Here is a 12,567-nt window from a genome sequence, read left to right as displayed (position 1 = left end):
GGTCGGACCGGAAGTCCAACAACGCGAAGGGGCGGTGCACCCGCACTGTGCGGGTGCACCGCCCCTTCGGGACGTGCTCGGTGGATCGAACCGGGTGATCAGCCCTCGACGCCGAGCTTCTCCAGGATCAGCTCGCGCACACGGGCCGCGTCCGCCTGGCCGCGGGTGGCCTTCATGACCGCGCCGACGAGCGCGCCCGCCGCCGCGACCTTGCCGCCGCGGATCTTGTCCGCGATGGCCGCGTTGCCCGCGATGGCCTCGTCCACGGCCGTGGACAGCGCGCCCTCGTCGGAGACGACCTTCAGGCCGCGCTTCTCGACGACGGTGTCCGGGTCGCCCTCGCCCGCGAGGACGCCCTCGATGACCTGGCGGGCCAGCTTGTCGTTGAGGTCGCCCGCGGCGACGAGCGCGGCCACCCGGGCGACCTGCGCCGGGGTGATCGGCAGCTCGTCCAGACCGCGGCCGGTCTCGTTGGCGTTACGGGCCAGCTCGCCCATCCACCATTTGCGGGCCTGGTCCGAGGGTGCGCCCGCCTCGGTCGTGGCGACGATCAGGTCGACCGCGCCCGCGTTGAGGATGGACTGCATGTCGTGCTCGTTGACGCCCCACTCCTCCTTGAGCCGCGCCCGGCGCAGCCGGGGAAGCTCGGGGAGGCCCTTGCGCAGCTCCTCCACCCAGTCGCGCGCGGGCGCGACGGGGACCAGGTCCGGCTCGGGGAAGTAGCGGTAGTCCTCGGCGTTGTCCTTGATGCGGCCGGCCGTGGTGGAGCCGTCCTCCTCGTGGAAGTGCCGGGTCTCCTGCACGATGGTGCCGCCCGAGGACAGCACGGCGGCGTGCCGCTGGATCTCGAAGCGCGCGGCCCGCTCGACGGAACGCAGCGAGTTCACGTTCTTCGTCTCGGAGCGGGTGCCGAACGCCTCACGGCCGTGCGGGCGCAGCGACAGGTTGACGTCGCAGCGCATCTGGCCCATCTCCATGCGGGCGTCGGAGACCCCGAGGGCCTTGATCAGCTCGCGGAGCTCGGCGACGTACGCCTTGGCGACCTCGGGGGCGCGGGCGCCTGCTCCCTCGATCGGCTTGGTGACGATCTCGATGAGCGGGATGCCGGCCCGGTTGTAGTCGAGCAGGGAGTGGGACGCGCCGTGGATACGGCCGGTGGCGCCGCCGACGTGCGTCGACTTGCCGGTGTCCTCCTCCATGTGGGCGCGCTCGATCTGCACCCGGAAGATCTCGCCGTCCTCCAGCTGGACGTCCAGATAGCCCTCGAAGGCGATCGGCTCGTCGTACTGCGAGGTCTGGAAGTTCTTCGGCATGTCCGGATAGAAGTAGTTCTTCCGGGCGAAGCGGCACCACTCGGCGATCTCGCAGTTGAGCGCGAGGCCGATCTTGATGGCCGACTCCACGCCGATCTCGTTGACGACCGGCAGCGCGCCGGGCAGCCCGAGACAGACCGGGCAGGTCTGGGAGTTGGCGTCCTGCTTGAGCTCCGTGGAGCAGCCGCAGAACATCTTCGTCTTGGTGCCAAGCTCGACATGGACTTCGAGGCCCATGACGGGGTCGTAGGACGCGAGCGCGTCCTCGTACGACACCAGGTCAGTGACAGTCACGGTGAAACTTATCCCTCTCAGCCCAGCAGAACGTCGTCGTCGCCGAGACGCTTCAGTTCGCGATAGAGGATCGCGAGTCCGGTGACGATGGCGGCCGCGGAGACGGCCGCGTCGACGAGCCGCAGCACGTCGTTGTCCTGGCGGGCGAGCTTCGCCTGCTTGGCGATGCTGATCGCGCCGAACGCGGTACTGCCGAGCGAGACGTACAGCCCGGTCTTGGACTTCTTGAAGTTACTGGCCTTCTTTGCCATGGCACTCACAGCGACGGAGCCTCCTCAAGCAGCGGGTGCCCCCACTTTTCCACGAAGGCGGCCTCGACGGCGGCTCCGACCTTGTAGAGCCGGTCGTCCTTCATGGCGGGGGCGATGATCTGCAGTCCGACCGGCAGACCGTCCTCCGGGGCCAGGCCGCAGGGCAGCGACATGGCGGAGTTGCCGGCCAGGTTGGACGGGATGGTGCACAGGTCGGCGAGGTACATGGCCATCGGGTCGTCGGCGCGCTCGCCGATCGGGAAGGCGGTGGTCGGGGTCGTCGGGGAGACGATCACGTCGACCTGCTCGAAGGCCTTCTCGAAGTCCTGGGTGATGAGCGTGCGGACCTTCTGGGCCGAGCCGTAGTACGCGTCGTAGTAGCCGGAGCTGAGCGCGTACGTCCCCAGGATGATGCGGCGCTTGACCTCGTCGCCGAAGCCCGCCTCCCGGGTGAGCGCGGTGACGTCCTCGGCCGACTTCGTGCCGTCGTCGCCGACCCGCAGGCCGTAGCGCATGGCGTCGAAGCGGGCCAGGTTGGAGGAGCATTCGGACGGGGCGATCAGGTAGTACGCGGAGAGCGCCAGGTCGAAGGACGGGCAGTCCAGCTCGACGATGTCCGCGCCCAGCGACTTCAGCAGCTCGACCGACTCGTCGAACCGCTGGAGGACACCGGCCTGGTAGCCCTCGCCGCGGAACTGCTTGACGACGCCGACGCGCATGCCCTGTACGGAGCCGTTGCGGGCGGCCTCGACGACCGGCGGGACCGGTGCGTCGATGGAGGTCGAGTCCAGCGGGTCGTGCCCGGCGATGGCCTCGTGGAGCAGCGCCGCGTCCAGGACCGTACGGGCGCAGGGCCCGCCCTGGTCGAGGGAGGACGAGAAGGCGACCATGCCGTAGCGGGAGACGCCGCCGTAGGTGGGCTTGACGCCGACCGTGCCGGTGACGGCCGCGGGCTGGCGGATCGAGCCGCCGGTGTCCGTACCGATGGCGAGCGGGGCCTCGTAGGAGGCCAGCGCGGCGGAGGAGCCGCCGCCGGAGCCGCCGGGGATGCGGGTGAGGTCCCAGGGGTTGCCGGTGGGGCCGTAGGCGCTGTTCTCGGTGGAGGACCCCATGGCGAACTCGTCCATGTTGGTCTTGCCGAGGATGACCACGTCGGCGGCGCGCAGCTTCCGCGTGAGCGTGGCGTCGTACGGCGGGACCCAGCCCTCAAGGATCTTGGAGCCGACGGTGGTCGGCATGTCCTTGGTGGTGAAGATGTCCTTCAGCGCCAGCGGGACGCCGGCGAGCGGGCCGAGCTTCTCGCCCGCCTCCCGCTTCGCGTCCACGGCACGGGCCTCGGCGAGGGCGCCTTCGCGGTCGATGTGCAGGAAGGCGTGGACCTTCTCGTCGACCGCGTCGATCCGGGCCAGGTGGGCCTCGGTGACCTCGACGGCGGTCAGCTCGCCGGAGGCGATCTTCCCGGCGATCTCGGCCGCGGTGAGCTTGATGATGGTGCTGATGTCCGTCATGGTGATTAGTCCTCCCCCAGGATCTGCGGCACCTTGAAACGCTGCTGCTCCTGGGCCGGGGCGCCGGAGAGCGCCTGCGCGGGGGTGAGCGACGGACGGACCTCGTCCGCGCGCATGACGTTGGTCAGCGGCAGCGGGTGGGAGGTCGGCGGTACGTCTTGGTCGGCGACCTCGGAGACGCGGGCGACCGCGCCGATGATGTCGTCGAGCTGAACGGCGAAGTGATCGAGCTCTTCGCCCTTCAGCTCCAGACGCGCCAGCCGGGCGAGGTGGGCGACCTCCTCGCGCGTGATGCCAGGCATGCAGCGATCCTCAGGGGTTGGTGTGTGGTTTTGGGCTGGGAGTCGGTGGCACATGTGCGTCGTCCGTCCGAAGGACGGGCCGCGCGGCATCCGGTACGTGCGATCGCCAGGCGCCGGAGCGCCCTCGTGGCGGAACCACGTGGGCGTTTCGGCAACGCGGCGAGCGTGCGTGCCAGGCGTCGCGCGGCAGGTGGACCTGTGCCACCGACCCCCAATCCTATGGGGTCTCCCGGAAGCGGGTGCCCCGCCCCGATCGGGCTACGCCTTTCCGGGCGGCGGGCCCGGAAAGGGGGTGAGCCCCGGGCCGGGGCCCGGGGCTCGGAGGAGGGTGTTCGAAAGGGGCGGCTCTCAGGAGCTCTCGGTCTCCGCCGTCCCGTTCACCGCGCCCTTCACCGCGCCGGCCACCGTGCCCTTCACCGCCCCGTTCAGCGACGCGTTCATCGAGCCGGTGGCCGACCCGGTAGCGGCGGCGGCGGCCGCCGCCTGGGCCTTCAGCTCGGCGGGCCTGCGCCAGCCGTGCTCGCCGCGCGCCCGCAGCCAGGCCGTCGTCTCCTGCGGCGGCATCGCCGCGGCCACCAGCCAGCCCTGCACCGCGTCACATCTGAGGTCCCGCAACCGCTCCCACGTCTCGTCGTCCTCGACGCCCTCGGCGACGACGACCAGGCCGAGCGAGTGGGCCAGGTCGATGGTGCAGCGGACGATCTCCGCGTCCTCGTGGTCGACCGCCAGCCGGGCCACGAAGGACCGGTCGATCTTCAGCTCGCTGACCGGCAGTCTGCGCAGGTGGACCAGGGAGGAGTAGCCGGTGCCGAAGTCGTCGAGGGACATCTTCACGCCGTGCGCGGTGAGCCCGGCCAGGGTGTCGGCGGCGCGCTGCGGGTCCTCCAGCAGCACATGCTCGGTGATCTCCAGTTGGAGCGCTCCCGCGGGCACACCGTGACGGGCGAGCCGGGCCGCCACGCTCCCCGCGAAGCCCGGGGTGTGGACGTCGCGCGGGGAGACGTTGACCGCTACGGGCACGAACAGGCCCTGCGCCCGCCAGCGGGCGACCTGGGCGAGCGCCGTCTCCAGGACGTACTCCGTGAGGTGCGGCATCAGACCGGAGGACTCGGCGATCGCGATGAACTCGTCCGGGGGGACCCGGCCGCGCTCCGGGTGCACCCAGCGCACCAGTGCCTCCAGACCGGCGACCTGCCCGTCGAAGCGGACCTTGGGCTGGTAGTGCAGCTCGACCTCGCTCGCGTCCAGCGCCCGGCGCAGGTCGCCGAGGAGCCCGAGCCGGTCGGGGGTGTTGCTGTCCCGCTTGGACTCGTAGACCTCCACGGCCGTGCGGTCCCGCTTGGCCTGGTACATCGCGACGTCCGCCCGCCGCAGCAGGCCTTCGGCGTCCAGGGCGTGGTCGGGGTAGACGGCGACCCCCGCACTGGCCTCCAGGACGAGGGTCAGCCCGTCGAGGTCGAGCGGGGAGGACAGCTCGGCGACCAGGTGGCGGGCGACCTGCTGGGCGCTGGTGGTCGAGTCGGTGTGCGGCAGCAGCACGGCGAACTCGTCGCCGCCGAGCCGGGCGGCCTCCGCGCCGCGCGGCAGGGCGAGCCGCAGGCGCTCCGCTATCTGCAGCAGGAGCCGGTCGCCGGCCAGGTGGCCCAGGGTGTCGTTGACCGCGCGGAAGCGGTCCAGGTCGATGAGGACCAGGGCGGAGCGGGTGCCGATGGACTCCGCGTCCTCCAGCGCCGACCAGGTCCGCTCCAGCAGCCACTGGCGGTTGGGCAGCCCGGTCAGCGGGTCGCGCAGCTGCTCCTCGGCGCGGGCGCGGGCGATCCACAGCGTGGAGTCGAGGGCGATCAGCGGCACCGCGAAGAGCGGTAGCAGGACGGGCATGGACATCGCGACGGCGCAGATCAGCGGGGCGAGCCCGAGGAGCGCGACGGCGACGAGTCCCTGCCGCAGCATCGCGGTACGGGCGATGGTGGGCAGCCCGCCGTTGTGCGGGGCCTGGGCGTACCACAGCAGGACCCGGGTGACGAGCAGATACGTCGATGCCGTCAGGAGCAGTTCCGGGACGGCCGCGATGCCCCAGTCGAGTGGCCGCCAGGGTTCCTCGACGGTGGGGACCTCGCCGAAGGCGGCCAGCACGAGGGCCGCGGCGCCGATGCCGAGCATGTCCACCCCGCCGTGCAGGAGCCCCTGCCACCAGCGGTGTCTGCGGGCGGTCCCGACGAGCACCACGACGGCGAGGCTGACCAGCACGGCCGGGAGCCAGCCGAACAACAGCAGCACGGCGAGGGTGAGGGCGGCCCCCGAGCCGGTGCCGCCCCACCACCGGTCGCGGCCGAGTGCCACCAGATGGCCGACGATGATCCCGGTGAGGACGGCGAGGGACCAGCCCACCGCGCCGTCCGGGAAGAGCGCGTGCCCCTGTCGAACGGTCCGGTAGGACCCGACCGCCAGCAGCACCGCGGCGATGCCCACGACGACGGCGCCCACGGGGGGCGTGAGGCCGACGGAACCTTGCAGCCGCGACACCGGGGCGGCGCTCTCGGTCGGTTTCATTCCGTCCCTCTCACAGCCGGCGGTGCCGATGTCCCTCAGTGGCGCCCGCTCCCGTGGCGCCACGGCCCCGTCGAGCAGCCGTGCACGGCGGGCGCACCTCTCAACAGTAGGCCGCGAAAGGCTCCCAGGGGCAGCGCTCTACAGCTCTTGCCCTCATGCGAACCGACCACCCGTCACCATCTGCTATTGACCCGAACGGGTGGCGCGGCAGGGCCATTCGGGGAACGACGGCCCCTTCTTCACCCCTCTGCCCCGTTTCCTTCCCTGTATGTACCGCGCCACGCCGGGGCGGCGTCTCGAAGGCGTCTCGATCCGGAGAACACTGGGCGAACGGAGGTCCGGCGGGTGGTTACTCCCCGCTGTCTTCCGGGTCGGTGCCGGGAGCGGCTTCCGGGGCGGGCAGGGCCGCCTCCTTCGCACGTTCGGGTCCCTGTTCGAGCAGGATCGCGAATCCGTCCTCGTCCAGCACGGGCACCTTCAACTGCATCGCCTTGTCGTACTTGGAGCCGGGGTTGTCGCCGACGACCACGAACGCGGTCTTCTTCGACACCGATCCGGCGACCTTCGCGCCCAGCGCCTGGAGCGCTTCCTTGGCACCGTCGCGGGTGTGGCCCGCGAGCGTGCCGGTGACGACGACGGTGAGTCCTTCGAGGGGGCGGGGGCCCTCGTCCGTCCCGGAGTCCTCGTCCGCCATGCGCACCCCGGCCTCGCGCCACTTGCGCACGATCTCGCGGTGCCAGTCCTCGGCGAACCACTGCTTGACCGAGGCGGCGATGGTCGGCCCGACGCCGTCGGCGGCGGCCAGTTCCTCCTCGCTCGCCTCGTCGATCCGGTCGATGGAGCGGAACTGACGGGCCAGCTCCTGGGCGGCGACCGGGCCGACGTGCCGGATGGAGAGCCCGGTGAGGACCCGGGCGAGCGGGGCATCCCTGGCGGCGGCGATGCCTTCCAGCATGGCCACCGCGTTCTTCTTCGGCTCGCCCTGCTGGTTGGCGAAGACCGTCGCGATCTTCTCCTCGCCGGTCTTCGGGTCGCGCTTGGGCAGCCCGCTGTCCTGGTCCAGGACGTACGCCCGGATCGGCAGCAGTTGGTCGACGGTGAGGGAGAACAGATCGCTCTCGTCGCGCAGGACGGGCTCGGCGGGCTCCAGGGGCCGGGTCAGGGCGGCGGCGGCCACATAGCCGAAGTGGTCGATGTCCAGGCTCTTGCGTCCGGCGAGGTAGAAGACGCGTTCGCGCAACTGGGCGGGGCAGGTGCGGGCGTTGGGGCAGCGGAGGTCGATGTCGGCCTCCTTCATCGGGCGCAGTTCCGTCCCGCACTCGGGGCAGTGGGTCGGCATCTCGAAGGCCTTCTCCGTGCCGTCGCGCAGGTCGACGACGGGGCCGAGGATCTCGGGGATGACCTCGCCCGCCTTGCGGATGACCACGGTGTCGCCGATGAGGACGCCCTTGGCCTTCACCACGTTCTGGTTGTGCAGGGTGGCGAACTCGACCTCGGAACCGGCCACTTCGACCGGTTCGACCTGGGCGTACGGGGTGACGCGGCCGGTGCGTCCGACGCCGACGCGGATGTTGACCAGCTTGGTGTTGACCTCTTCGGGGGCGTACTTCCAGGCGATGGCCCAGCGCGGGGCGCGCGAGGTGGAGCCCAGGCGTCCCTGGAGCGGGATCTCGTCGAGCTTGACGACGACGCCGTCGATCTCGTGCTCCACGGAGTGCCGGTTCTCGCCGTAGTACGCGATGAACTCCCGTACGCCGGCGAGGGAGTCGACGACCTTGTTGTGCTGGGCGGTGGGCAGGCCCCAGCCGTGGAGCAGCTCATAGGCGGCGGAGAGGCGGTCGATGCTCAGGCCCTCGTGGGCGCCGATGCCGTGCACCACCATGTGCAGCGGGCGGACGGCGGTGACCTTGGGGTCCTTCTGGCGCAGCGATCCGGCCGCCGCGTTGCGCGGGTTGGCGAAGGGCTTGTCGTCGGCGGCGACCAGCCGGGCGTTCAGCTCCTCGAAGTCCTCCATGGGGAAGAAGACCTCGCCGCGGATCTCGACGAGCGCGGGGATGTTCTCGCCCTTGAGGCGGTGCGGGATCTCGGCGATCGTCCGGACGTTGGGGGTGATGTCCTCGCCGGTGCGGCCGTCGCCGCGGGTCGCCGCCCGGGTCAGGCGGCCCTGCTCGTAGGTGAGGTTGACGGCGAGGCCGTCGATCTTGAGCTCGCACAGGAAGTGGTGGTCGGGGGTGCCGACGTCCTTGGCGACCCGGTCCGCCCAGGCGGCCAGCTCCTCGTCGTCGAAGGCGTTGTCCAGGGAGAGCATGCGTTCGCGGTGGACCACGGAGGTGAACTCCGTGCGGTAGGGCCCGGCGACCTTCTGGGTCGGGGAGTCCGGGGTGCGCAGCGACGGGTGCTCCTCCTCCAGGGCCTCCAGGGAGCGCAGCTGCTGGTCGAACTCGCCGTCGCTGACGACCGGCTGGTCCTTCACGTAGTAGCGGAAGCGGTGCTCCTCGATCTGCTCGGCCAGCAGCGCGTGCTTCTCCCGCACGTCCGCCGGGACCGAGCTCTCCTGCTCCACCCGCTCTTCGCCCGCCATCGTCCCGTCCTCCTGTGTACCCGTCGTCCCCGTCACTCAGGGTTGTCCGCGAGCGACCTCGCCGCCCGGGCGCTGTGGGCGAGCGCGGTGCGGGCGTACGCGGGCGACGCGCCCGCGAGACCGCACGACGGGGTGATCGTGACGGACTCGGCGAGAGTCCCCGGATTCAGCCCCAGCCTGCTCCACAACGTCCTGACCCCCATGACGCTACCGCCCGGGTCTGACAATCCCTCCGAGGCCGCGTCGGTGGAGGGCACCACGCCGAGGAAGAGCTGGGTGCCGCCCTCGACGGCTTCCCCGATCGCCTCCTCCTCACGCTCGGTGAGCAAGGAGAAGTCGAAGGAGATGCCGTCGGCCCCGGCCCGGCGCAGCAGCGCGAACGGCACCTCGGGGGCGCAGGAGTGGACGAGCGTCGTGCCGTCCTCGCCCGCCGCGGCGAGGACGTCGCGCAGGGTCCCCTCGACGACCTGGCGGTCGACGGCCCGGTAGGTGCGGTAGCCGCTGGCGGAGCGGACCCGGCCCAGCAGGACGGCGGTCAGGGAGGGCTCGTCGAGCTGGAGGACGACCTGCGCCCCGGGCATCCGGCGGCGGACCTCCGCGAGGTGGGCGCGGAGCCCTTCGGCCAGCGACCCGGCCAGGTCGCGGCAGGCGCCGGGGTCGGCCAGCATGGCTTCGCCGCCGCGCAGCTCCAGCGCTCCGGCCAGGGTCCAGGGGCCGACGGCCTGGACCTTCAGCAGGCCCTCGTACCCCTGGGTGAACTCCTCCAGGGCGTCCAGGTCCTCCCCCAGCCAGGAGCGGGCTCGGCGGGTGTCGCGGCCGGGGCGGTCGCTGATCCGCCAGCCGCTCGGCTCGACGTGTCCGTACATCTCGACGAGCATGCCGATGGTCCGGCCGATCATGTCGGCGCCCGGCCCGCGCGCGGGCAGTTCCGTCAGGTACGGCATGCCCTGCCCGTCGGCGAAGGAACCGGTGACGGTCTTCGCCGCCTCCCTCGCGTCTCCCCCGGGCATCGACCCGATGCCGGTCGCCGGACACCCGCTGAACTTGCTCTTCTCGCTCACGCGGGAAGCCTACGGTCCGGGGCGGGAGACCCGCTCCCCGGGACGTCAGCGGCTCCCCGGGACGTCAGCGGCCGGGGCGGACGGTGAGGTCGTTGACCTCGGCGTCGCGCGGCAGGTCGATCGCCATCAGGATCGTGGTGGCCACCGACTCGGGGTCGATCCAGCGGGCCGCGTCGTACTCCTTGCCCTCCTGCTGGTGCACCTTGACCTGCATGGGGCTGGCGGTGCGGCCCGGGTAGACGGTGGTGACGCGCACCCCGTTGCCGTGCTCCTCGTGGCGCAGGGAGTCGGCGAGCGCCTTGAGGCCGTGCTTGCTCGCGGCGTAGGCGCTCCACCCGGCGTGGGCGGCGAGCCCTGCCCCGGAGTTCACGAACAGGACCTGGCCCTGGGAGACGCGGAGCTGCGGGAGCAGGAGGCGGGTGATCTCGGCGGGGGCGATCAGGTTGGCGTTGAGCTGGAAGTGCCAGGCCTTGGGGGTGAGCTCGCCGACTTCGCCGAGCTCGACGACGCCCGCGATGTGCAGCAGGGTGTCGATCCGCTCGGGCATGGGCTGCTGGCCGAACGCCCAGGACAGCCGGTCGGGGTTGCCGAGATCGCCGACGAGAGTGCGCGCGCCCGGGTAGCGGTCGGCGAACTCCTTGGCGCGGCCGGCGTCGCGGGCGAGCAGGACGACGTCGTCGCCGCGCTCCTGGAGACGGCGGGCGACAGCGGCCCCGATGCCGGAACCGGCGCCGGTGATGAGGTGGGTAGACATGGGGCGATCCTAGGACCGCACCTGGTCGCCGGTGACCGGCGGACTCCTCACTGGTGACCGGCGGACTCCTCCAGGTAGGCAAGCGCGCCGACGCCGTCCTTGGCGAAGAAGACCAGGTCGGTCAGGGGGACGGGCAGGAAGCCCTCGTCCTCCATGCGCTGGAACTGCTGGCGCAGCCCGTCGTAGAAGCCCGCCGTGTTCAGCAGGACGACCGGCTTGGTGTGCTTGCCGTGCTTCTTCAGCTCCAGGATCTCGGTGGCCTCGTCGAGCGTCCCGGTCCCACCGACCATGATCACGACGGCGTCGGCCTTCGCCAGGAGGAGCGCCTTGCGCTCCGCGAGGTCACGCGCGATCACCATCTCGTCGGCGTTCGTGCGGGCCTTCGCGGCGAGGAAATCGACCGATACGCCCACGAGCCGCCCGCCCGCCGCCTGCACGCCGTCCGCGACGACCTTCATCAGCCCGCTCTCCGATCCGCCCCAGACGAGGGTGTGCCCGCCCCTGCCGAGCAGCTCGGCGAACTCCCGGGCAGGCACGGTGTAGCGGTCGTCGAGGTCGGCGGCGGAGAGGAAGACGCAGATGTTCATGGGGCAACCGTACGACCCGCCTCGGACACTTCCTCGGCCACCCGTCGTGGGGAAGGTTCGGCGTACGGGGAAGAACACGGCCCCGTACACCGCTGAAACAGGCATGACTGCCACGCGAGGACACCGCATCACCGTCGAGCCGGGCACCGAGCACGTCCGGGCGGTGCACGACGGACAGCTTCTGGCCGAGAGCCGCCGCCCGCTCGTGCTCCGCGAGACCGGATGTCCGGTCCGCTACTACCTGCCGCCCGAGGACGTCCGCACCGACCTGCTCTCCCCGTCGGACACCTCCACCCACTGCCCGTTCAAGGGGGACGCCTCCTACTGGTCGCTGCCCGGGGCCGCCGATCTCGTCTGGGCCTATCCGGACCCGAAGCCCGAAGTCGCCGCGATCAAGGACCACTTCTGCTTCTACGCCACGGAGACGGTGGCCGGCTGACCCTCGCCACGGGCTCCGTGAAGTTTTCTCCGCCGGAACGATGAGTTTCCCCGACCGCCCCGGTCTGCACTCCCATGGACAGGATTCTCTCCGCCGACGGGACGCCGATCGCCTACCGACGCCAGGGCGACGGCCCGCCGCTGGTGCTGGTCGGCGGGGCATTGAGCGCCTCGGCGGCCGACGCCCCGCTGGCCGCCCTGCTCGCTCCGCGCTTCACGGTACTCACCTACGACCGCCGGGGCCGGGGCGCAAGCGGCGCCGCCGGGCGCTGCTCCGTGGCGCGCGAGGTCGAGGATCTGGCCGCCGTCGTCGGGGCCGCCGGGGCGGGCGCGTCGGTCTTCGGGATGTCGTCGGGCGGGGCGCTGGCCCTGGAGGCGGTCGCCGCCGGGCTGTCGGTGGAGCTGCTCGCCGTCTACGAGCCGCCCTATACGCCGGGCGCGTCGGGGCTGCTGTTCAAGGCCCGCTGCACGGCCCGGCTGCACCGGCTGCTGGCGGCCGGTGACCGGGGCGGGGCGGTGGAGCTGTTCCTGTCGATGACGGGTGTCGCGGAGGAGACGGCCGCCCGGATGCGGCGCACCCCGCTGTGGGCGGAGCTGGAGGCGATGGCGCACACCCTGGCGTACGACGACGCCCTGCTGGGCGACGGGTCGGTCCCGGTCGAGAGGTTCGCGGCCGTCGCGGCCCGGACGCTGGTGATCTGCGGCGGCTTCAGCAGCCCTCCGGCGCGCGCGGCGACCCGGACCTTGGCCGAGGCGCTGCCGCGCGGCCGGCACCGCACGCTGACGGGCCAGATGCGCGAGGTGGCCCCCCAGGTGCTCGCCCCGGTGCTGGCGGAGTTCTTCGCGAAGGACGTGTACGCGTACCGGCAGGCGTCATAGGCCTTCTCCCGCGCCGGGCTGCCCTCCGGCCGGTCCGGCCGGGCCCCGG

Annotated in this window: 11 protein-coding genes; 2 read left to right on the top strand and 9 right to left on the bottom strand. The window is 71.8% G+C overall.

Translation table 11 applies throughout. From position 1 onward, the window contains the following. Nucleotides 1-98 precede the first annotated feature (98 nt). The 9 genes from gatB to AB0F29_RS12320 form a co-directional block, all read right to left on the bottom strand. A complete protein-coding gene (gatB, locus tag AB0F29_RS12360) occupies nt 99-1,607 on the bottom strand; it encodes an Asp-tRNA(Asn)/Glu-tRNA(Gln) amidotransferase subunit GatB (RefSeq protein WP_361870632.1) in 1,509 nt (502 codons plus the stop codon). A 17-nt stretch (nt 1,608-1,624) separates the two neighbouring features. Continuing rightward, complete coding sequence (locus AB0F29_RS12355; RefSeq protein ID WP_018492329.1) at nt 1,625-1,858, bottom strand: hypothetical protein; 234 nt, start codon at nt 1,856-1,858, stop codon at nt 1,625-1,627. 5 nt (nt 1,859-1,863) lie between these two features. Continuing rightward, nucleotides 1,864-3,366, bottom strand: a complete 1,503-nt coding sequence (gene gatA, locus AB0F29_RS12350; RefSeq protein ID WP_361870630.1) for an Asp-tRNA(Asn)/Glu-tRNA(Gln) amidotransferase subunit GatA — start codon at nt 3,364-3,366, stop codon at nt 1,864-1,866. A gap of 5 nt (nt 3,367-3,371) precedes the next feature. Continuing rightward, on the bottom strand, nt 3,372-3,668 hold the full coding sequence (gene gatC / locus AB0F29_RS12345; RefSeq protein WP_361870627.1) for an Asp-tRNA(Asn)/Glu-tRNA(Gln) amidotransferase subunit GatC: 297 nt from the start codon (nt 3,666-3,668) through the stop codon (nt 3,372-3,374). A 348-nt stretch (nt 3,669-4,016) separates the two neighbouring features. Beyond that, nucleotides 4,017-6,218 (bottom strand): bifunctional diguanylate cyclase/phosphodiesterase, encoded by a 2,202-nt coding sequence (locus AB0F29_RS12340; RefSeq protein WP_361870625.1) that lies wholly within the window; start codon nt 6,216-6,218, stop codon nt 4,017-4,019. A gap of 349 nt (nt 6,219-6,567) precedes the next feature. After that, a complete protein-coding gene (gene ligA, locus AB0F29_RS12335) occupies nt 6,568-8,799 on the bottom strand; it encodes an NAD-dependent DNA ligase LigA (protein ID WP_361870622.1) in 2,232 nt (743 codons plus the stop codon). 32 nt (nt 8,800-8,831) lie between these two features. Next, on the bottom strand, nt 8,832-9,860 hold the full coding sequence (locus AB0F29_RS12330; RefSeq protein ID WP_361870619.1) for a methionine synthase: 1,029 nt from the start codon (nt 9,858-9,860) through the stop codon (nt 8,832-8,834). Between the two features lie 64 nt (nt 9,861-9,924). Further along, nucleotides 9,925-10,614 (bottom strand): SDR family oxidoreductase, encoded by a 690-nt coding sequence (locus AB0F29_RS12325; RefSeq protein ID WP_361870616.1) that lies wholly within the window; start codon nt 10,612-10,614, stop codon nt 9,925-9,927. A 47-nt stretch (nt 10,615-10,661) separates the two neighbouring features. Next, nucleotides 10,662-11,201, bottom strand: a complete 540-nt coding sequence (locus AB0F29_RS12320) for a TIGR00730 family Rossman fold protein (protein WP_361870613.1) — start codon at nt 11,199-11,201, stop codon at nt 10,662-10,664. A gap of 103 nt (nt 11,202-11,304) precedes the next feature. Between AB0F29_RS12320 and AB0F29_RS12315 the strand changes: the two genes are divergently transcribed. Together AB0F29_RS12315 and AB0F29_RS12310 are read left to right on the top strand one after the other, a co-directional pair. Then, entirely contained in the window at nt 11,305-11,640 is a 336-nt protein-coding gene (locus AB0F29_RS12315) for a DUF427 domain-containing protein (protein ID WP_361870610.1), read from the top strand. A 74-nt stretch (nt 11,641-11,714) separates the two neighbouring features. Next, complete coding sequence (locus AB0F29_RS12310; protein WP_361870607.1) at nt 11,715-12,518, top strand: alpha/beta hydrolase; 804 nt, start codon at nt 11,715-11,717, stop codon at nt 12,516-12,518. Nucleotides 12,519-12,567 lie beyond the last annotated feature (49 nt).

The organism is Streptomyces sp. NPDC026589 (assembly GCF_040638385.1).
Classification (GTDB): Bacteria; Actinomycetota; Actinomycetes; order Streptomycetales; family Streptomycetaceae; genus Streptomyces.
Note: the sequence above shows the minus strand (reverse complement) of the source record. Positions and strands in the feature narration are given on the sequence as shown.